At 66.6% G+C, this 19,689-nt stretch carries 17 protein-coding genes; all 17 read left to right on the top strand.

The features are described 5' to 3' along the window. The first annotated feature begins 35 nt into the window (after nucleotides 1-35). The 17 genes from GCN75_RS29930 to GCN75_RS29655 all read left to right on the top strand — a co-directional run bounded on the left by GCN75_RS29930 (nucleotide 36) and on the right by GCN75_RS29655 (nucleotide 19,680). Nucleotides 36-518 carry a type II secretion system protein gene (locus tag GCN75_RS29930; protein ID WP_319633306.1) on the top strand — a complete coding sequence of 161 codons (483 nt, stop codon included), beginning with the start codon at nucleotides 36-38 and terminating at the stop codon, nucleotides 516-518. A 45-nt stretch (nucleotides 519-563) separates the two neighbouring features. Next, complete coding sequence (locus GCN75_RS23950; protein WP_226941541.1) at nucleotides 564-1,217, top strand: pilus assembly FimT family protein; 654 nt, start codon at nucleotides 564-566, stop codon at nucleotides 1,215-1,217. Then, a complete protein-coding gene (locus GCN75_RS23945) occupies nucleotides 1,207-1,764 on the top strand; it encodes a type IV pilus modification PilV family protein (protein ID WP_152284620.1) in 558 nt (185 codons plus the stop codon). The genes GCN75_RS23950 and GCN75_RS23945 overlap by 11 nt, the downstream gene beginning before the upstream one ends. Further along, the gene (locus GCN75_RS23940; RefSeq protein WP_152284619.1) at nucleotides 1,761-2,663 is read left to right on the top strand and encodes a prepilin-type N-terminal cleavage/methylation domain-containing protein; all 903 of its coding nucleotides are present in this window, start codon (nucleotides 1,761-1,763) and stop codon (nucleotides 2,661-2,663) included. The genes GCN75_RS23945 and GCN75_RS23940 overlap by 4 nt, the downstream gene beginning before the upstream one ends. After that, the gene (locus tag GCN75_RS23935) at nucleotides 2,660-3,112 is read left to right on the top strand and encodes an agglutinin biogenesis protein MshP (protein WP_152284618.1); all 453 of its coding nucleotides are present in this window, start codon (nucleotides 2,660-2,662) and stop codon (nucleotides 3,110-3,112) included. The genes GCN75_RS23940 and GCN75_RS23935 overlap by 4 nt, the downstream gene beginning before the upstream one ends. Before the next feature lie 131 nt (nucleotides 3,113-3,243). Continuing rightward, nucleotides 3,244-4,203 carry a type IV pilus biogenesis protein PilM gene (locus GCN75_RS23930; protein ID WP_152284617.1) on the top strand — a complete coding sequence of 320 codons (960 nt, stop codon included), beginning with the start codon at nucleotides 3,244-3,246 and terminating at the stop codon, nucleotides 4,201-4,203. After that, entirely contained in the window at nucleotides 4,200-4,880 is a 681-nt protein-coding gene (locus GCN75_RS23925) for an MSHA biogenesis protein MshA (protein WP_152284616.1), read from the top strand. The genes GCN75_RS23930 and GCN75_RS23925 overlap by 4 nt, the downstream gene beginning before the upstream one ends. Further along, on the top strand, nucleotides 4,880-5,578 hold the full coding sequence (gene gspM, locus GCN75_RS23920; protein WP_152284615.1) for a type II secretion system protein GspM: 699 nt from the start codon (nucleotides 4,880-4,882) through the stop codon (nucleotides 5,576-5,578). Before GCN75_RS23925 ends, gspM begins: the two co-directional genes overlap by 1 nt. Then, a complete protein-coding gene (locus GCN75_RS23915) occupies nucleotides 5,563-5,964 on the top strand; it encodes an MSHA biogenesis protein MshK (protein WP_226941540.1) in 402 nt (133 codons plus the stop codon). The genes gspM and GCN75_RS23915 overlap by 16 nt, the downstream gene beginning before the upstream one ends. Before the next feature lie 38 nt (nucleotides 5,965-6,002). Further along, nucleotides 6,003-7,787 (top strand): pilus (MSHA type) biogenesis protein MshL, encoded by a 1,785-nt coding sequence (gene mshL, locus GCN75_RS23910; RefSeq protein ID WP_152284614.1) that lies wholly within the window; start codon nucleotides 6,003-6,005, stop codon nucleotides 7,785-7,787. Further along, nucleotides 7,788-8,690: an ExeA family protein gene (locus GCN75_RS23905; protein ID WP_152284613.1), complete on the top strand. Its 903-nt coding sequence runs from the start codon at nucleotides 7,788-7,790 to the stop codon at nucleotides 8,688-8,690. Nucleotides 8,691-8,707: 17 nt separating this feature from the next. After that, nucleotides 8,708-9,781 (top strand): tetratricopeptide repeat protein, encoded by a 1,074-nt coding sequence (locus GCN75_RS23900; RefSeq protein WP_152284612.1) that lies wholly within the window; start codon nucleotides 8,708-8,710, stop codon nucleotides 9,779-9,781. A gap of 72 nt (nucleotides 9,782-9,853) precedes the next feature. Continuing rightward, a complete protein-coding gene (locus tag GCN75_RS23895; protein WP_152284611.1) occupies nucleotides 9,854-10,771 on the top strand; it encodes an alpha/beta hydrolase in 918 nt (305 codons plus the stop codon). A gap of 511 nt (nucleotides 10,772-11,282) precedes the next feature. Then, nucleotides 11,283-11,795, top strand: a complete 513-nt coding sequence (locus GCN75_RS23890) for a TonB C-terminal domain-containing protein (protein WP_152284610.1) — start codon at nucleotides 11,283-11,285, stop codon at nucleotides 11,793-11,795. A 2-nt stretch (nucleotides 11,796-11,797) separates the two neighbouring features. Continuing rightward, on the top strand, nucleotides 11,798-12,313 hold the full coding sequence (locus tag GCN75_RS23885; protein WP_152284609.1) for an RNA polymerase sigma factor: 516 nt from the start codon (nucleotides 11,798-11,800) through the stop codon (nucleotides 12,311-12,313). Between the two features lie 123 nt (nucleotides 12,314-12,436). Continuing rightward, a complete protein-coding gene (locus tag GCN75_RS23880; protein ID WP_193317632.1) occupies nucleotides 12,437-13,435 on the top strand; it encodes a FecR family protein in 999 nt (332 codons plus the stop codon). A gap of 242 nt (nucleotides 13,436-13,677) precedes the next feature. Next, nucleotides 13,678-19,680: a two-partner secretion domain-containing protein gene (locus GCN75_RS29655; RefSeq protein ID WP_226941539.1), complete on the top strand. Its 6,003-nt coding sequence runs from the start codon at nucleotides 13,678-13,680 to the stop codon at nucleotides 19,678-19,680. Nucleotides 19,681-19,689: the final 9 nt, after the last annotated feature.

The raw sequence follows: 19,689 nt of genomic DNA, 5'->3' as shown, positions 1-19,689 counted from the left end.
TTTGATGTTTTTATTTGATTTTGGAGAAAGCAAGAATGAACAAGTCTTTACGTAGTATGAAAAGCGGCGCCCAGGCAGGTTTTACCCTGATCGAGCTGGTCGTCGTCATCGTGATCCTGGGCATCCTGGCCGCGACGGCCATTCCTAAATTCATCGACATGTCGACCGATGCACGCGTGGCCAAGATGAATGCGGCCACTGGCGCCATCAAGGCGGGTTCGGCGCTGTACCATGCACAGTGGCTGGTGAGCGGTTCGCCTGCCGATGCCCAGAACGCTGCCACCGTGACGATGGAAGGCAAGGCTGTTACTGGCAAGTTTGGTTATCCGACCGCAGACGCTGCCGGCATTGGCGAGGCTGCAGGTATCGCCGCACCTGACTACACGATTGGCAGCACGGGCGGTTTCTCCGTGACGCCTGATGCAACGCGTACAGGTTGCGTGGTCACGTACCCCGCTCCTACCGCTGCCGGCGCGCCGGTAGTTGTCAATGCAGCAACCACCACCACGTGTAAGTAATTTTTGAGTACTCTGCAAGCAAGGCCCGGCCACGCCCGGCCTTGCTTGCGCACCACCAGCCCAACCCCAGGCGCCAGCCCGTTGGGCTTTTTTACGGGCTATCCATTGCAGCAGCCACCGACAGTCTTCCCGCATCGCCACGCAGGGCCGCCAGGCCCCCTGCGGCGTACGGCTGCGCGCGGCTTTACCCTGATCGAACTGGTGGCCGTGCTGGTGCTGGCGGGCTTGCTGGGCACCTTTGCCGTCAACCGGTTTTTCCAGCGCGATACTTTTGATGCGCGCAGTTTTGCCGACCAGGTGACGAATATCGTGCGCTACGGGCAAAAGCTGGCGGTGGCGCAAAACCGCGCCGTGTTTGTGCGCATCAATAACAACAGCGTGGCCCTGTGCTTCGATGCCGTTTGCAACGATGATCAGAAAGTGGTGCCGCCTACGGGCAGGAACAGCGGCAGCAAGGAAACGCTGCAGTATTGCCTGGGGAGTAACTGGCTGTGCGAAGGCCGTCCGGCCAGCGTGACCATGTCCACCAATCCTGCCAATACGGCGGGCTTTTATTTCGACGCGCTGGGCAAGCTATATGCGCAGGGCGATGTGTTTCCTGCCGTATCGACATTCCCCGCGCAGCTGAACATCAGCATCCTGGGCGATGGCACGGAGCGCGGCGTCACGGTCGAAGGGGAGACTGGCTATGTCCACTAGCCTGCGGCGCCAGCGTGAGCGGGGCGTGACCCTGATCGAACTGGTGCTGTTCATCGTCATCGTCGGCGTGGCTTCGGCCGCCATCCTGGGCGTGATGAGCCTGACGACGAAACGCAGCGCCGACCCGCAGCTGCGCAAGCAGGCGCTGGCGATAGCCGAAGGCATGCTGGAAGAAATCCAGCTGGCGCGCTTTACGTATTGCGATCCGCAAGACCCGGCCGCGGAAACGGCCACCAGCGCCGCCGGCTGCACCATCCCGGAAGTGGCGGGCCAGGAGGCGGGCGGCATGCCGCGACCCTTCGACAACGTCAACGATTATGTGGGCGCGTATGGCAAGGCCACGGACTACACGACGGATGCGCAGGGCACCGTCTGGGCTGCCGGTTCTCCCCAGGCATATATTGCCTCGGTGGTCATCACCCAGGTCGCCCTGAATGGCTTGCCGGCCACGGAAGCCCTGCGCATCCAGGTGACCGTGCCGTATGCCGACCAGCAGATCGTGCTCGACGGCTATCGCGTGCGCTATGCGCCGAACAGTATTCCATGAAAACTATCCTTCACGCCAGGCGCCTTGCGCGCGGCTTTACCCTCGTCGAGATGGTCATCGTGATCGTCATCACGGGCATCATCGGCACCATGGTCGCCGTCTTCATCCGCGTGCCCGTGCAAGGCTATATGGATGTGGCCGCGCGCGCGGCGCTGGCCGACACGGCCGACACGGCCGCGCGCCGCCTGACGCGCGACGTGCGCCTGGCTTTGCCGAACAGCGTGCGCGTGGGGGGCAATGGCCTGTACCTGGAATTGTTGCTGACCAAGACGGGCGGGCGCTACCTGAGCGACAGCGATCCGGCCGGCCTGGGCAATGTGCTGAGCTTTGAAACGCCTCCCGCCCCCAGCACTCCGCTGAACTTTACCGTCGTCGGCGCCATGCCTGCCGATGCGCTGGGCGTGCGCCAGGCGATCGGCGTAGGCGACCAGATCGTCGTCTACAACCTGGGCGGAACTTACACGCCGAACGACGCCTATTCCTGCAGCGCGGCGACGGGCTGCAACCGCGCGCCGGTCACGGCCGTTTCCGGCAATGTCGTCACCTTGGGCAGCTATCCATTCACGACGGCGCCCGCGCCGCTGCCGTCGCCGTCGAACCGTTTCCAGGTGGTGTCCACGCCCGTCACCTATGCGTGCGATCTGGCGACTGGCACCCTGACCCGTTACGCGGGCTATGCCATCCAGTCCGCCCAGCCGGTTGTAGCGGGCACCGCTCCGCTGGCGACGGACAAGGGCGCCCTGCTGGCGCGCCAGGTGACGGCGTGCGCCTTCAGCTATACCGTGCTGGCCAATGTGCAGCGTGGCCTGGTGAACATCGATCTGAGCCTGGGTGCGCCGAACAGCAATACGGGCGTGCTGCGCCTTGTGCAACAGGTGCAGGCGAGGAATACGCCATGACGCATGTGCTGCGCCACCGTCCGGGCCGCATGCGCGGTTTCAGCCTCGTCACGGCCATTTTCCTGCTCGTGGTGCTGGCCGCGCTGGCGGCCGTGATGGTGAATATCTCCACCTTCCAGCAGACGGAGTCGGCCATGGACGTGCAGGGCGTGCGCGCCGAACAGGCTGCCCGCGCCGGCCTCGAATGGGGCTTGCAGCGGCAGATCAGCGCGGGCCTGACCGCCGGCGCGGCGTGCATCGGCGCCACCACGTTCAGCTTGCCTCCAGGCACGACGCTGTCGGCGTTCCGCGTCAACGTGCAATGCAGCACGGCCACGGGGCCCGGCACCTTGACCAGCTGGACCATCACGGCTACCGCTTGCAACCAGCCTGGACCTGCCGGTTGTCCGAACCCGGGCAATAACCCCGATTACGTCCAGCGCCGCCTGCAAGCCGTGTTGTCGCAGTAAGGTCAACTGCGTGAAAAAAAGATCGCTAATTTATTGTTTTTACACAACAAAGTTGGCTTCATGAATTAAAATTGGTCGGTTGCATTATCTGCGCGACAAGATCGGGCAGGCACTTACACTGGATAGTTCGCATGGGTTTATTCGCAAGAGCAAAGAAATACGATGGATGGCTGGCCACGGCGTTTGGCCGTGAAGGTGTCAGCGCCGTTGTTGTCCAGCGTTCCGCCGACGGCATGCCGCGCGTGCTGGGCGCCAGCTACCAGGCGGCCGCGCGGCCGGCGCCGACTGAGGTGCTGGAAAAGCTGGGCAAGGATCTGCAAGCGCCAGCGCGCCACTGCACCACGGTGCTGGCCGGCGGCGAATACCAGCTGCTGTCGCTGGAAGCGCCGGCCGTGCCGCGCGAAGAGCTGAAGACGGCCGTGGGCTGGCGCCTCAAGGACATGCTGGACTTTCCCCTGGTCGAAGCCACCATCGACGTGTTCGATATTCCCGGCGACCCGAACGGCACCCAGCGGGGCAGCAGCGTGTTTGCCGTTGCCGCGCGCAACAGCGCCGTGTCGCGCCGCCAGGCGCAGTATGCCGAATGCAAGATCGGCCTGTCCGTGATCGATATCCCCGAGATGGCGCAGCGCAATATCGCCACCTTGCTGGAAACGCCGGGACGCGGTATCGCCGTGCTGTTTTTCGACGGCGACGGCGGCTTGCTGACCATGAGTTTCAACGGCGAGCTGTACCAGGCACGCCGCATCGACGTGACCTTGACGCAATTGCAGTCGCCCGACGCCAGCCAGTACTACGACCGCGTCACCCTGGAACTGCAGCGCTCGTTCGACCACTTCGACCGCCAGTTCCATTTCATTTCGCTGGCCCGCTTGATGCTGATGACGGGCGCCAGCGATGGCTTGCACGGCTACCTGGCCGACAATCTCTACATGCCCGTCGAGCAGCTGGACCTGGCCACGGTGCTGGACTTTTCCCAGGCCGCCGAATTGCGCGACCCCGCCATGCAGGCGCGCTATTTCCTGGCCATCGGCGCGGCGTTGCGCGAGGCTGGCCCGCACGCGGGCAAGCACGAAGGGAAGGGCGCATGAGCCAGCAGATCAATCTGTTCAATCCCCAGTTTGAACGCAAAAAACACCAGATGTCGGCGCGCACGGCCGGGCTGGGCCTGGGCGGGCTGGCGCTGCTCCTGCTGGTGCTGGGCACGCTGTTCCAGCGCACCGTGGCCGAGCTGGAACAGCGCGAAGCGGACGTCAAGACGGCGCTGGCGCAGGGCGAGGCAAAGCGCGACCAGATCTTGCGCGATTTTCCTCCTCGCAAGAAAGATCCGGCGTTGGCGCAGGAACTGGCGGCCGTCGAGGCGCAGCGCCAGTTGCTGCAGGATGCGTCACACGTGCTGGAAAGTGGCAAGCTGGGCAATACCTCTGGCTATGCCGGCTATTTCCGTGCGCTGGCGCAGGCCCGCGTCGAAGGCGTATGGCTGACGGGCGTGGACATCGCCGGCGCCGGCAATGACTTCGGCTTGCAGGGCCGCGCCTTGCACGCGTCGCTGCTGCCCGCGTACATCACGCGCCTGGGCCAGCAGGAGATATTGAAAGGCAAGACCTTCGCCAGCCTCGACATTAGCCAGCCCGAGCCGCCGGCCGTGGCCGAGGGCAAGGCAGCCAGCCTGCCGTATGTGGCGTTCAGCCTGCAGTCGGCGGACCGCGCCGCCGGACCCGCCGCGGGCGCCGCGCCGGCAAAACCTGTTGCGGAAGGAACACGCTGATGCTGCCCCTGCTGAAGAAATGGGCTGCCGCCTTCGATGCCCTCAGCCTGCGCGAGCGGCTGATGGTGTTTGGCGCCGGTGCGGCCGCCGTCCTGTTCGTGTTTTATTTCATGAGCTTTAATCCCCTGCTGGCGAAACGCGCGGCGCTGGAGGCGAGCATTGCGCAAAAGCAAAGCCTGTTGACCGCGACGAACAAGGAAATCGAGCTGACCATGCTTGCCCATGCCACCGATCCCGACCGGGAAGCGCGCACGCGCCTGGTGGCCTTGCAGGCGGAAACGGCGTCCCTGGCGCAGTCGCTGCGCGAGAAGCAGCACGGCCTGGTGGCGCCCGAGCGCATGGTCACCTTGCTCGAGCACATGCTGCGCCGGCACGCGGGCCTGCGCGTGGTCTCGCTGAAAACCCTGCCCGCCAGCGCCGTGGGTGCCCGCCCGGCCGATGCCGCGAACGGCGATGCGGCAGCCAGGAGCGACGTTGCCAAGGCAGCGGCCCCGGCCCCCTTGCTGCACCAGCATGGCGTGGAAGTGGTGCTGCAAGGTAGCTATGCCGACATGGTGCAATACATGCAGGCGCTGCAATCGATGCCGACCCGGGTCTTCTGGGGCGCCGCCCACCTCGACGCGGCAAGCTACCCGGGCGCCACCCTGACCCTGACCCTACATACCCTCAGCATGGACGACACATGGATCGCACTCTGACCTCTGGTCCCGCGCTGCCTGCGCTTTTCCTCGCGCTGGGTCTGGCGTTGAGCCTCGCTGGGCCGGGCGCGCAGGCGCAGGCGCTCGACGATCCCACGCGCCCGCCGGCGGCCCTGTGGACGCCTGCCAGCGCCGCGCCCGTCGTTGCGGCCCGGCCGCAGCTGCAATCGGTGCTCATTTCCACCCAGCCGGGAGGGCGCCGCCTGGCCGTCATCGATGGCCAGGTGGTGAAAATCGGCAGCAAGGTGGGCGACGCCGTGGTGACGGACATCCGCGACACGGCCGTCTTATTGCGGCGCGGTAAATCACTGGAAACCTTCAAGCTGTATCCCAGCAGCAAGACCGACAACACGACCGATCGCAAGACCGACCGCAAGCAGGAGTAGAAGAAGTGGCCAAGCAACTCAATCAACACAAGGCGAGCATGTTCAAGATCAGTACGATGGCGGCTGTCATCAGCGTCAGCCTGGGCCTGGGCGGCTGCAATGTCGCGCCCGTCAAGCGCGACACCTACAATGCGATCACCGATGCCGTCAAGGGCGCGGCAGCGACCACGGCGCCAGCGGCCCAGCCGGACGCCGTGGAAGCGGCGCTGCTGCCGCCCGTGGCGACCCTGGCCCAGCAATTGCCGAAGGCCCGCGCCGCGCTCGACGAGCGCTTCAACGTGGCCTTCAACAACGTGCCGGCGCGCCAGTTCTTCACCTCCATCGTGGCCGGCACACGCTACAACATGCTGGTCCATCCCGACATCGGCGGCACGATTTCCGCCAACCTGAAGGATGTGACCCTGTTCCAGGCGCTCGACGCCGTGCGCGAACTGTACGGCTATGACTACAAGGTCGAGGGCACGCAGATCTATATCAAGCCCCTCACCATGCAGACGCGCTTGTTCCATGTCAATTACCTGACGGGCGCGCGCCGGGGCAGCTCCAACCTGCGCGTGTCGTCGACGTCGGTCGGTTCCGTGGGTTCGACCAGTTCGGGCGGCTTGGGCAATGGCCAGAATGGCAACCAGGGCAACAACCAGAATAATGACCAGAACCAGCAAACCAATGGGGGGCAGGGCGGCCGCACCCTCGATAGCAGCAACCTGACCACCTCGTCCACGGCAGATTTCTGGCCGGAATTAAAGGCGGCGCTGGAAGCCATCGTCGGCAGCAGCGACGGCGGCCGGCAAGTGGTGCTCAGCCCGCAATCGGGCGTGATCGTCATCCGCGCCATGCCGGACGAGTTGCGCAATGTCGATATGTACCTGAAGGCCACGCAATTGTCCGTCGACCGCCAGGTGATCCTGGAAGCGAAGATCCTCGAAGTCGAGCTCAACGACAACACGCAGACGGGCATCAACTGGGCCTCGTTTGCCTCGATCAAGAGCGGCCACACGAACCGCATCTCGACGGGCTTCATCCAGCCGGGCGGCACCCTGGCGCCGCTGCCGTTCAATGGCGGCCAGCCGCCCAACATGACGAATGGCAGCGGCTTGACGGCCAGCAGCGGCTTTGGCCTCAGCTCGGCGGCGAACTCGGCCGGCTCCATGTTCGGCCTGGCATTCCAGACGGCCAATTTCGCCGCCATGATTTCCTTCCTGGAATCGCAAGGCTCCGTGCACGTCCTGTCGAGCCCGCGCATCGCCACCATGAATAACCAGAAGGCCGTGCTGAAGATCGGCACGGACGAGTTTTACGTGACGGGCGTGTCGACCACGACCAATACGACGGCCAGCGGCGCCACGACCAGCCCCAACGTGACCTTGCAACCGTTCTTTTCCGGCGTGGTGCTGGACGTGACGCCGCAGATCGATGCGGATGGCAACATCATCCTGCACGTGCACCCGTCCGTCAGCCAGGTGTCGACCATCAGCAAGGAAATCGACCTGGGTAGCGCCGGTTCGCTGAAACTGCCGCTGGCCGCCTCCAGCACGTCCGAGATGGACAGCATGGTGCGCAGCCAGGATGGACGCATCGTCGCCATCGGCGGCCTGATGCGCCAGGCCACCACTTCGGACCGCTCGCAAGTGCCGGGCGCGGGCGACATTCCCGTGCTGGGCGCGCTGTTCCGCAACACGGGACAGGTGATCCAGAAGCGCGAACTGGTGGTATTGATCAAGCCCACCATCGTCGATGGGGCGAACAGCTGGAACGAGGACTTGCTCGATTCGGGCAAGCGGATCGAGGCGCTCGATCCGCGCCGTCCAGCGGAGCGGCGCTAAATGTACCAGGCCCATTTCGGCTTGCGCGAGGCGCCGTTCGGCCTCACGCCCGATACCAGTTTCTTCTTCAACGGCCCGCAGTCGCAAAAGGCGCTCAACACCCTGCTGGTGGCGGCGCGCAATGGCGAGGGCTTCATCAAGATCACTGGCGAAGTGGGCACGGGCAAGACTTTTCTGTGCCGCAAGTTCATGCAGTCCCTGGGGCCGGACTTCGTCACGGCCTACATCCCGAATCCGAACCTGCCGCCCCGTTCGCTGATCCTGGCGCTGGCCGAGGACCTCAATGTCTTGCTGGAAAAAGATATCGAGCAGCACCAGCTGCTGCGCGCCATCAACTTGCGCCTGCTGAATCTGGCGGCGCAGGGCAGGCGGGTGCTGCTGTGCCTGGACGAGGCGCAGGCGATTCCCGTCGACAGCCTGGAAGCGCTGCGCCTGCTGACGAATCTGGAAACGGAAAAGCGCAAGCTGCTGCAAATCGTGCTGTTCGGCCAGCCCGAGCTGGACGTCAAGCTGGCCCTGCCGGAAATCCGCCAGCTGGCGCAGCGCATCACCTTTCACTATCACCTGGGGCCGCTGTCGCGCGACGACGTGGACTTCTATGTGGCGCACCGGCTGCGCGTGGCGGGCTTCGACGGCGCGCGCCTGTTCAGCCGCGGCGGCGTGGCGCGCCTGTACAAGGCTTCCGGCGGCATCCCCCGCCTGATCAACATCATGGCGCACAAGGCGCTGATGGTGGCGTATGGCGAAGGGCGGCAGCAGGTGAGCGGCCGCCACGTGGCGCTGGCCGCCAGCGATACGCTGGCCAGCAAGCCCCGTTTTTGGCGCCGCCCCTGGCCGTGGCTGGCCGGCGCCGGCGTGCTGGCCGCCGCCTGCGGCGTGAGCTGGACCTTATTGAACCGATGACGAAGATGAGCCTGTAGATGAGCCTGATTAACAAGATGTTGCAAGACCTCGATGCCCGCGGCACCCCCGATGGACGCGGCGACGCGGGCGGCATCCGCTCCGTGCCCGAACGCGAGCGGGGCGTTTCGCGCGCGCTGGTCTTCGGCGGCGCGGCCGGCCTGACGGCCGCCGCCATCGCCCTGGGCTGGGTCTACCTGAAGCGCCCGCCCGTGCCGCCCGTGCTGGTCAGTGTGGCCAGCACGCCGGTATTGGCGCCCGTATCGGCCCCGGCGCCTGCCGCCGTGGTACCAGTGCCGGTGGTAGCCGCAGCGGCGCCCGCCGTCGCGGCGGAACCCGAGCCCGTGTTTGCCGCCGAGGCCGCCGTTCCCGCGCCCGCGCCCGCCAGGGCGGCGCGCCGCATCACGGAAAAGCCCGCCAAGCCTGCCGCCGCGCCCGTGGTGAAGGTGGCAGCGCCCGTGGCCAGCGAGCGCATCGTCGACGGCAAGCAAGTCACGCCGCAGCAGCGCGTGGAAAATGAATACCGGCGCGCGCTGGCCCAGTTGCAGGATGGCCGCGTTTCCGACGCCATGCTGGCCTTGCAGCAGACCCTGCAGCTGGACCCGCGCCACCAGGGCGCGCGCGAAACCCTGGTGCGCCTGCTGCTCGAAGCGCAGCGTCCCGACGAGGCGGCCCGCCAGCTGCAGCTGAGCCTGGCGCTGGACCCGAAACAGCCGGCACAGGCAATGATGCTGGCCCGCTTGCAGCTGGATAAATCCAATGGCGGCACGGCCGCCCTCGACACCTTGACGCGCAGCTTGCCGTACGCCGCCGATAACGGCGAATACCAGGCCTTCCTGGCCGGCGTACTGCAGCGCGAGCAGCGCTACGGCGCAGCGGCGGAACACTACCAGCTGGCCCTGCAGGCGGCGCCCGACAACAGCGTCTGGTGGATGGGCCTGGGCATCGCCTTGCAAGCCGACAAGCACCCGGCCCAGGCACGCCAGGCGTTCGAACGGGCAAAGGGCTTGCAAACCCTGTCGCCCCAATTGCAGGCGTTTGTCGAGCGCAAGCTGGTGCAGCTGACGGCGGCGACGGCGAAGTCGACACCCTGATGCACGCTGCGTAATTTTTCGGTTTTGCATGCGCATGCGGGACCGTCATCACCCTGTCTTGGAGAATGCCGTTTGAAATTGCACAATTTGAAACCTGCCGGCCTGCTGATCGCCTTCTGCTGCGTGTTCAACAGCGCCCTTGCCGCACCCCCCAGCGCGCCTGCCAGCTATGTTCTTGAGAATACGGAAGTGCGCGACATCCATGCGCAAGGCTTGAACCGCGACTATCAGGTGTACGTGGCCTTGCCCGATTCCTACCGGCAGGGCAGCAAGCGCTATCCGGTGCTGTTTGTCGTCGATGCCAATTACGCATTCCCCGTCGTGCGCAATATCGCGCAGCGCCTGAACAAGCATGCGGGGATGGAGGAAGTGATCGTGGTGGGCCTGTCGTACGCGAATGGCGATGGTGGCGTGTACAGCCGCCGCCGCGACTACACGCCCACCACGCCGCGCAAGCACGACTACCGTTCGGACATGCCGGGACGGCAGCCGGCATTCGGCGAAGCGAGGGCGTATGGCCAGTTCGTCTCGGGCGAAGTGTTTCCCTTCATCGCGCAGCACTACCGCGCGAACATGCAGCGCAAGGTGTTTATCGGCCACTCGTACGGCAGCCTGCTGGGCCTGCAATTCCTGCTGACGGAACCGCGCACCTTCGAGCATTACATCCTCGGCAGCCCGTCCCTGTGGTACGACGCCGGCGTGATGTTCGACCGCGAACAGGCGTATGCGGCCAGCCACAAGGACTTGCCCGCGTCCGTGTTCTTCGGCATCGGCGGCCTGGAAAGACTGGCACCGGGCAAGAAGCGTTCGCGTTCGGAGGAAGACGCCGACATGGTGGCGGACTTGCGCGAGTTCGACGGCAAGCTGAAGGCGCACAAGTTCCCGAATCTGAAGACGCGCTTGCGCGTGTTCGAAGACGAAGACCATGCAAGCGTCTACCCCTTTGTCCTCACGCATGGCTTGCGCGCGTATCTGAAATCATCGAAATAAGAGGGCTGGTGTACCCCGGCGGGAAGCGGCGCAGCTAAAGGCGCGGGCCGTATCGCCGGCAGCCGGGGATGCGGGAAAGTGCGGGGAGGCCGTGGTATCGATGTAACGACACCGTCACATTTGAATGCCACTATGCACATTTTCCGAATGGTGTGCCTACCTTGCCGACTCGATCCGTCACCTTGCCATGGCCCGTGCAGCACCGCTGCCGGCGTGACGACGCGCGCGGCAACGCGGAGCGGCGCGATCGACCGGGGTGTGCGTGTACGCCGGCGCACTGAGCTTTGGCGGGCGGGTGCTCTTCTGGGTGCTGGGTGGGGTTGTCGGATCGGCAGAAAGCGCGCACGGCGCGCCTCCCGGGCTGCCGCCCGCAGGCGCCGCGCGTGCCCACCCCGTTTCTGACGCGGCCCTGTCTGCGCTGGCGTTCGATATCCCGGCGCAGCCCCTGTATGCGGCATTGAACCAGTATGCGGACATTACGGGGCAGCCAGTGTTGTTTCCCAGTGACTTAGTGCATGCCCGCACTTCCACGGCCGTGCACGGCCTTCACTCGGCCGTAGCGGCCTTGCGCATCCTGCTGGAAGGTACCGGACTGGTTGCCGACAAGCGCAGCTCCGGCCTGGGCCAGACGTTCATCCTGAAAGAAGCGGGCGCGGCGTCCGCTGCACCGGCATCTACCTTGCCGCGCAATGGCATGGCCGAGCTGTTCAGCGAGGATGGCTACGCGGGACTGGTGCAGATGCGTATCTGGCAGGCGCTTTGCGCGGATGCGCGCACCCGGCCCGGGAGCTATACTTCCTTGCTGCGGTTTTACCTGGAGACGGATGGCCGTATCGGCGGTGCCCGCCTGCTGGGCAGCAGTGGCGATGCCCGCCGCGATGCCGCACTGCTGCACGCGGTGCGCGGCGTGCGCATCGGCCGCCTGCCGCCAGCGGCAATCGCGCGGCAGCCGCTGACGATCATGGTTGCGCCCAGCGCCCCCGGCGTGGGACCGCAGTGCGGCCAGCAGCAGGGGGAGGGCTAGCCATGTCCGACGGCACGCAGCTTTTCCTGCTGAACTACCTGGGCAAGCACTACGCCACCATCAAGCAGCGCCTGACGCGCAAGCTGGGCAATGCGGAAGATGCCGGCGATGCGCTGCACGACACCTGGCTGCGCCTCAAGGGTGGCGAAGACCTGGGGCCCGTCCAGAATCCCGGTGCCTACCTGTCCCGGATGGCGGTCAACATTGCGGTAGACGTGCAGCGCCGGCACAGCCGCCTGCTGTCCGGCGATAATATCGATGCATTGCTGGAGGAACTGGTGGACCCGGCTCCCGGCCCGGCGCGCACGGCCGAGATACGCTCGGACCTGGATGCCCTGTTCCAGCTGCTCGACCGCATGCCCGAGCGCCGCCGGGCCGTCGCGCTGCTCGTGCATGCGGAAGGCGTGACGCAAAAAGAGGCGGCCCAGCGGCTGGGCGTGTCGTTGCGGACGGTCGAATACGAATTGAAGCGCGTCCATGAGCGCCTGGACACCTATCTGGCGGCGGAGCATAAATAATGCGGGTTTTCCGGGGCGCCATTCGTCATCAAGTATGAGAGAGCAAAAAACATATGCATGCAGCACGCAGCAACCCGCAGGTTTCCTGCTTTGCGGCCCGGCCTGGCCGCTGGACCTGACACGATGAAGACGCTGCCGCCCAAGGACAGCCGCGCCGCTTCGTCCGCCGACCTGGAAGCCCAGGCGTGGAACTGGTTGCGCCTGCTCACCTCGGGCGACGCGCGCGAAGTGGATGCGCAACGGTTCCGGCGCTGGGTCCAGTCCAGTCCCTCGCACCAGGCCGCATACAACGACGTGAAGCGGCGCTGGGATGCGCTCGAGGCCCCGGCCCGCGAGTTGCTGCGTGCCAGGCCGGAAGCCGTGCCGGCGCGTGCACGCCATCCCCTCTTTGCGTCCGATGGACGGCGGGCTTTTCTCGGCGCTGCCATCGGCGCGGCGGCCGTGGCCGGCGTGGCCGTGGTCCATCCGCCCCTGGGCTTGTGGCCGGGGCCGGACGAGTGGGCTGCAGACGAGCGCACCGCCCCTGGAGAACAGCGCACGCTGGCCCTGTTCCACGGTGTCGACGTCATCCTCAATACGCGCACCAGCATACGCCGCCAGACCGATGGCGGCAGGCTGGTCGGCCTGGACCTGCTCGCGGGCGAGGCGTCCATCGATCTGAGGGCGGCAGGGCCGGCCTTTGCCGTCGTGGCCGGCGTTGGCCGTAGCCTGCTCGAATCCGGACGGGCCGAAGTGCGCCACCTCGATGGCAAGGTCTGCGTCACCTGTATCGACGGCGCCGTCCGCGTGGAGCATCCGGCCGGCGCGCGTCAGCTGCATGCGCGCCAGCAAATGGTGTATGGCGCCAGTTCGCTGGGCGACATCGCCGGCATCGACCCGAAAACAGTGTCGGCCTGGCGCCAGGGGATGCTGGTGTTTGACCAGGCCCCCCTGGCCGACGTGCTCGACGAAATCAATCGTTACCGCGCCGGCCGCGTGGTGCTGATGAACGATGCCGTGCGCAACAAGCCCGTCAGCGGGCGTTTCTTCACGGCCTCGCTGGACCTGGCGCTGTGGCAGTTGCAGGAATCGTTTCAGCTGCAGGCACGGTCGCTGCCGGCGGGATTGCTGCTCTTGAGCTGAACGGCGCGCTCCATCGTGTCGCCCGGCCTTGTGCGCCGTATTTTGCGCTGTGCGCACAGGTTTCAAAAAAAGTTTCAAAAAGTTTGCGGTATTTGCGTGGTGCGGTTCGTCACCCTTGCATAGGGGCTCTTCCTGTCGCCGGCGCTACTCGGCTGCGATGGGGAAAGCCTTCATGAATGTGGCTGGCCGGCGCGAGACGGGCAGCCGGACGGCATCGACTCAATGACCAGGCGGAAACTTACATGAACACACGCGGGCGCAGTGGCAGGGAAAATCAAACGATACGCAAACAGGACCGGGTATTCAGGCTGGCGCCGCTGGCGCGGGCCATCGCGCTGACGCTGGCCGCCGGCGCGGTGACGGTGCCGGCCCATGCGCAGCGCGCGTTCAGTCCGGCGTGGTTCGCCGACAAGGGCGCGGTCCGGGACACGGCGTCGCAGACGGGCCGGCTGCCCAACGGTTTGCCCGCATCCAACCTGACGAGCCCGCTTGGGCAGCAGCAGAAGGCCAACGAGCAACTGCAGCGCTCCATCAGCAACCTGAACCTGGCTGCGCGCGGCATCGCGGCACAGCAGTCGGCCCAGGCCGCCGCCCGCCTGGCGGCAGCGAGCGGGGCATCCGTTCCCGACGGCATGACCGCGGGTGGCTTGAAGATCGATACCGATTCGCTGACCGCAGGCTGGCACAACGCCAATGCCCCCGTGCTTTCCCAGGTCGACGGCCGCAGCAACGTCGCCATCGAACAGACGGCCGACAAGGCTATCCTGAACTGGGAAACGTTCAATGTGGGTCGCAACACGACGGTCGAATTCAGGCAGCAGAAGGACTGGGCCGTCCTCAACCGGGTCAACGATCCGAATGCGCGCCCCTCGCAGATCCAGGGCCAGATCAAGGCCGATGGCACGGTGCTTATTGTCAACCGCAACGGCATCGTTTTCCATGGCAACAGCCAGGTCAATACGCGCAACCTCGTCGCGGCCGCCGCCCAGATCGACGACGGCCAGTTCAAGAGCAGCGGCATCTACACGGCCAATGCCAGCCAGCCCAGCTTTACCAATGCCCAGGGCAAGGTAGAGATCCAGTCCGGCGCCCGGATCGCCACGCAGGCCCCGAAGACTTCCACCGAAGGGGGCGGCTACGTCCTGCTGCTCGGCAAGGAGGTGCACAACGGGGGAGAGATCGCCACGCAGAAAGGCCAGACCACGCTTGCGGCCGGCAACAGTTTCGTCATCAAGAGGGGTGTGGGCACGGATGGCAACCAGGCGTCGACCACGCGCGGCAATGAAGTCACGCCGCAGTTCAGCGGCGACAAGCTGGCCGGCAAGGTCAGCAACACCGGCCTGATCCAGGCCCGCGAGGGCGACGTGACCCTGGTAGGGCGTGACGTCCAGCAAAACGGCATCGTCCTTGCCACCACCAGCGTCACCACGCGCGGCACCGTGCACCTGAACGCCATCGGCGCGGACGGCAGGGTGGCTTTCGGCCAGGGCGCCGCCACCGCCGTGCTGATCGAGGACGACGGCAAGACGGCCCTGGACAGCCAGCGCGCGGGCTTGCGCAGCCCCGTGCTGGCCAGCGCCGACAACATTGCGGCCCTGGCCGACCGCCGCGACCAGTCCCGCATCGAGATCGTCAGCGGCGGCACGGTCGACTTCCAGAGCGACTCGCTCACGCTCGCCACGGGCGGCCAGATCGTGGTCAACGCGGCGGGCCGCAGCCTGGTGCGCGAGCGTGCCATGCTCGACGTGTCAGGCGCCGTGGGCGTGAGCGTGGCGATGGCGTCCAACAATGTCGAAGTCAACATCCAGGGCAACGAGCAGCGCGATGCGCCGCTCAACCGGGATGGCAAAAGCCTCAACAGCAACGACGCGTGGATCGACCGGCGCCGCCTCGTCTTCGTTCCCAAGGGCACGAACGGCTACGACAGCGACCGCTGGTACACGGCCGGCGGCCTGCTGGAGGTGGGCGGCTATCTGGGCACGGCGGGCCGCACCGTGGGCGAATGGATGGCACAGGGCGGCACGGTGAACTTCGGCGGCAACGAGGTGGTCACGCAGGCCGGATCGCACATCAACCTGTCCGGCGGCACGATCGACGTGCATAGCGGCTTCATCCGCCAGACCTGGCTGAAGGGAGCCGATGGGCGCTTGTACGAAGTCAGCCAGGCCCCGGGCGACCAACGCTACACGGGCGTCTACAAGGGCTTCGAGGACAAGCACGAACGCTGGGGCGAGAAGGCGACCGGCTATTACTACAATCCGCTGATCGGCATGCAGAGCCGGCTGGAAAGCGGCTACACGGTGGGCCGCGATGCGGGCGTGCTGGTGGTCGGGACGAAGAACGCGGTGCTCGAGGGCGACATCGCGGGCAACACCTTCCAGGGAAGCCGCCAGACGCAGGCGGCGCAGGCCGGGCTCGACGGATACGACCAGTCGCAGCTGGCCGTGGCGCGCGGTGGGCAGCTGGCGGTCGGCAAATATCTGCCGTACTTCGTCAAGGACAGCGCCACCTTGCAATACCAGCTGACGGCAGATGCGGACACGCTGCGGGACGTCGTCCTGCGCAAGGACGTCCGCAAAGTCGCCGCCGGCCTGGACATGGACACCGTGCTGCCACAGGAACGGCAAGGCACGCTGTTCCTCGACACCGAGCGCTTGAACGGCTTCGGACTGGGTGGTATCAAGATCGCGGCGCGCAACAGCATCGCGGTCCAGGACGACCTGGCCGTGGGCCATGCGGGCGAAATCACGCTGTATGGGCCGAAGGTGGATGTCAACGCCGACCTGACGAGCCACGGCGGCACGATCCGGTTGGGCAATGTGCTGAACCAGATCGGCAACAATCTGCAGGTCCAGGACACGCTGCTTGCCGCGCCGGCGGGAACGGCGGCGGGCGTGACGGTGGCGCAAGGGGTGACGCTCGATGCCAGCGGGCTGTGGAGCAACCAGTTGCCCGACGCCGGCGATGGCAGCCGTTTGCCTTACCTCAACGGCGGTAGCGTGGCCTTGCGCAGCAGCGGCGACGTGATCCTGGCTGCCGGCAGCCGGGTGGACGTGTCCTCCGGCGCGGCACTCGATGCCGCGGGCCGGGCTTCCGGCGGCAAGGGCGGCAACCTGACGCTGGCCGCCAACGCCGGCACCTCCGGCAGCCTGGGCAATCTGGTATTGAACGGCGAGCTGCTCGGCTACGGCGTCAGCGGCGGCGGGCGCCTGAGCGTGCAGGCCGGCAAGGTCCTGATCAGCGATCAAGCCGTCGCCCCGCAGGCGGGCACCTTGCTGCTCGGCGGCGGTTTCTTCAACAAGGGTTTCGGCGCGTACGACATCATCGGCAATACCGGCTTGCTGGTGGCCGACGGCACGCAGGTCGACGTGACTACGCCCGTCTACCGCCTGAAGGCAAGCGCGCAGGAGGTGCCGGGCGGCGCCGGTCCGCGCAGTGCGCTGGACATCTGGACGCCGCCCCAGTACCAGGAAAACCCCGTCAAGGGCCAGTTGACCCCGCGCAAGGGGGCCAGCCTGAACCTGCAAGCGGGCACCTCGCTGTGGTCGACGGCCGCGCAGATGGGGACGGCGCAGGCGCGCATCGGCCAGGGCGCCCGGATCGGCGTCGACCCTGGCCAGTCCATCAGCGTGCGCAGCATAGGCCAGTTGAGCGTGGACGGCACCCTGAACGCCTGGGGCGGCAGCATCGCCCTGGGCGGCGTCAGCGTGCAGCCCACCGTGTCGGACAGCGTGGAAGCCCAGGGCCATGGCCGGTCGATCTGGGTCGGTGAGCAGGCGGTGCTCGATGTGGCGGCGCGCGCCGTCACCGCGGTGGACAGCCTGGGCCGCCATTACGGCACGGTGGGGTCGGGCGGCAATATCGCGATCGGCGGGACGGTCGATGCCGCCACGGGGATCGCCGACGCGGCCAACCTGTTCGTGGTGGTGCGCGAAGGCGCGCGCCTCGACGCCTCGGGCAGCCATGCGGTGCTGGACCTGCCCGGCGCCGGCGGCCCAAGCGTGGTCGCCAGCCGTGGCGGCAACATCTCCCTCGCGTCCAATAATGGCGTGTACCTGGACGGCACGCTCGTGGCCAACAGCGGCGGTGCGGGGGCGGCAGGCGGCAGTCTGAGCCTGGCCCTGGAAGCGCCGCTCTACATCGATGCGGCCACGGCCCGCGTGCGGCAAGCGCGTGAATGGATCGTCAGCGCTGCCGGCCCCGCTTCGTCGTTGCCGAACGGCAGTACCCCCGAATCCGCCGCCGGCAGCCTGGCCTACGGCCATGGCCGGCTGGCGGCCAGCCAGGTCAGGGCGGGGGGCTTCGACAACTTGTCGCTGCTGAGCAATGGCCTGATCAGCTTTGACGGCGACGTGTCGCTGCGCCTGGGGCAGAGCCTGAGCCTGTACTCGGGAGCCATGGCCCTGGCCGATGGCGCGGCCCGGCAGTCCCGGGTGCTGCTGGCGGCGCCGCATGTGCGGCTGGCCGGCGTTGGCAACAATAGCCAGAACAGCGTCGACAGCGCCGTGCGCCCGACGGTCCAGGGCGGCGTTTCCACGCAGGACGCGGCCGGCGTACTGCGGGTGGAGGCGGCCAACGTGCTGGAGCTGCGTGACGGCGTCAGCGTCGGCGCCCATGCCGCGCGTTCCAAAGCCCTGGCCGATGGTATCGACCGCCGCGCCTTCGACCAGACTGAGCTGGTCAGCCAGGGCGACATGCGCTTCCTGGCGCGCAGCTCCAGCAAGACCCAGACCAGCTTGACCACCCAGGCCGACCTGAACCTGACGGCGGCGCAGATCTACCCCGCGACGGGGGCCATTGCCGAGGTCACGGCAGGCAATATGGGCGCCAACAGCGACTTTGACCCGGCGCGTACCTTGCGCATCGGCAGGGTCGGCAGTACGGCTCCGGCGCAACCGTATTCCGTGTTCGGCAGCTTGTTGCTGAGTGCCTCGACGATTGAACAAGGCGGGGTGCTGCGGGCCCCCATGGGCAAGCTCAGCCTGGGCGTCGGTGCGGACATCCGTCACGCCACCAAGGTGGTCAATCTGTTGCCGGGCAGCCTGACTTCCGTCGGCGCCGGCGGGCTGGTGCTGCCGTATGGCGGCACGGTCGACGGCGTGACCTGGCGCTACGACGGCAAGCAGGTGGAGTTGCTGGGCGTCGGCGGCACCTACGACACGGGCAGCCTGGCCGTTGGCGTGCAGATGACTGGACGCTCGCTCAATGTGCTGCCAGGCGCGGTGCTGGACCTGTCCGGTGGCGGCGAATTGCTGGGCGCGGCGTTTGTTTCCGGACGGGGCGGTTCCACCGATGCGCGCTACCACCCGCTGGTACAAGTGGGCAAGGATGGACGCCTGGTCTTGCCGGGGCTGGCCACCAACCCCGTCTATGCCATCGTCCCCGGCGCCCAGGCAGGCGTAGCGCCCAGTGGCGGCGAAGCGGGGGCGAGCCAGCCGCTGGCGGGGCAGCAGATCAGCATCGGCGCCGGCATTCCCGGCCTGGCGGCAGGCACCTACACCTTGCTGCCTTCCACGTACGCCTTGCTGCCGGGTGCCTTCCGGGTCGAGATCAACGGCCTGGCGCCCGCCTTCGCCCCCGGCGCCACGCCGCATGCGTCGGCCATGAACAACGGCTCCTGGTCCAGCGCAGGCGTGCTGTCCATTGCGCAGACGGGCATACGCGGCAGCCTGGCCAGCCAGGTGATCGTTACCCCGGCACAGGTATTGCGCAGCTATTCCCAGTACAACGAAACCCGTTATGCGGACTTCGTGCGCGCCGACGCCCTTCGGCTGGGCGTGCCGCGGGCCGCACTCGAGGCAGACGCCAAAATCCTGAAGTTGCAGCTGCTTGCCGGTGAACAAGGTCTGGGGCTTGCCTTTGGCGGGGAAGGGCGTTTCAAACCCGCCGACAATGGCTTTGGCGCCACGGTGTCGGTACTCGCCAGCGACGACCTGGAAGTGATTGCCGACGGCGCCCGCGCCAGTACGGCGCCGTCGATGGTGTCCGTGCGCGCCAGCGACCTCAATGCCCTGGGGGCTGCCCGTCTGGTGGTGGGCGGCGAAATGACGGTGAAGTATGGCCAGGGCGGCAATTTCGCGGAATTCGACAAGGGAGGCACGATCGCCAATGCCGTGTCCGTGCGCGAGGGCGCAACCCTGGCGGCGCCGGAAGTGTTCCTGGTGACGGGCAGGTCCGCGGGGGGGCATAACGGTCGAGCAAGGCGCCTCGATCAATACTGTGGGCCGCGGCAAGGTGGCCTATGATTCGGATGA

Source organism: Janthinobacterium violaceinigrum, assembly GCF_009208555.1.
Lineage (GTDB): Bacteria > Pseudomonadota > Gammaproteobacteria > Burkholderiales > Burkholderiaceae_D > Janthinobacterium > Janthinobacterium violaceinigrum.
The sequence above is the reverse complement of the archived record's forward strand: the minus strand, read 5'-3'. Positions and strand labels throughout refer to the sequence as shown.

Excerpts from the sequence above, each read along its gene's own strand:
- GCN75_RS29930 (WP_319633306.1), top strand. The coding sequence starts at position 36 with ATGAACAAGTCTTTACGTAGTATGAAAAGCGGCGCCCAGGCAGGTTTT.
- GCN75_RS23945 (WP_152284620.1), top strand. The coding sequence starts at position 1,207 with ATGTCCACTAGCCTGCGGCGCCAGCGTGAGCGGGGCGTGACCCTGATC.
- GCN75_RS23940 (WP_152284619.1), top strand. The coding sequence starts at position 1,761 with ATGAAAACTATCCTTCACGCCAGGCGCCTTGCGCGCGGCTTTACCCTC.
- GCN75_RS23935 (WP_152284618.1), top strand. The coding sequence starts at position 2,660 with ATGACGCATGTGCTGCGCCACCGTCCGGGCCGCATGCGCGGTTTCAGC.
- GCN75_RS23930 (WP_152284617.1), top strand. The coding sequence starts at position 3,244 with ATGGGTTTATTCGCAAGAGCAAAGAAATACGATGGATGGCTGGCCACG.
- GCN75_RS23925 (WP_152284616.1), top strand. The coding sequence starts at position 4,200 with ATGAGCCAGCAGATCAATCTGTTCAATCCCCAGTTTGAACGCAAAAAA.
- gspM (WP_152284615.1), top strand. The coding sequence starts at position 4,880 with ATGCTGCCCCTGCTGAAGAAATGGGCTGCCGCCTTCGATGCCCTCAGC.
- GCN75_RS23915 (WP_226941540.1), top strand. The coding sequence starts at position 5,563 with ATGGATCGCACTCTGACCTCTGGTCCCGCGCTGCCTGCGCTTTTCCTC.
- mshL (WP_152284614.1), top strand. The coding sequence starts at position 6,003 with ATGTTCAAGATCAGTACGATGGCGGCTGTCATCAGCGTCAGCCTGGGC.
- GCN75_RS23905 (WP_152284613.1), top strand. The coding sequence starts at position 7,788 with ATGTACCAGGCCCATTTCGGCTTGCGCGAGGCGCCGTTCGGCCTCACG.
- GCN75_RS23900 (WP_152284612.1), top strand. The coding sequence starts at position 8,708 with ATGAGCCTGATTAACAAGATGTTGCAAGACCTCGATGCCCGCGGCACC.
- GCN75_RS23885 (WP_152284609.1), top strand. The coding sequence starts at position 11,798 with ATGTCCGACGGCACGCAGCTTTTCCTGCTGAACTACCTGGGCAAGCAC.
- GCN75_RS23880 (WP_193317632.1), top strand. The coding sequence starts at position 12,437 with ATGAAGACGCTGCCGCCCAAGGACAGCCGCGCCGCTTCGTCCGCCGAC.
- GCN75_RS29655 (WP_226941539.1), top strand. The coding sequence starts at position 13,678 with ATGAACACACGCGGGCGCAGTGGCAGGGAAAATCAAACGATACGCAAA.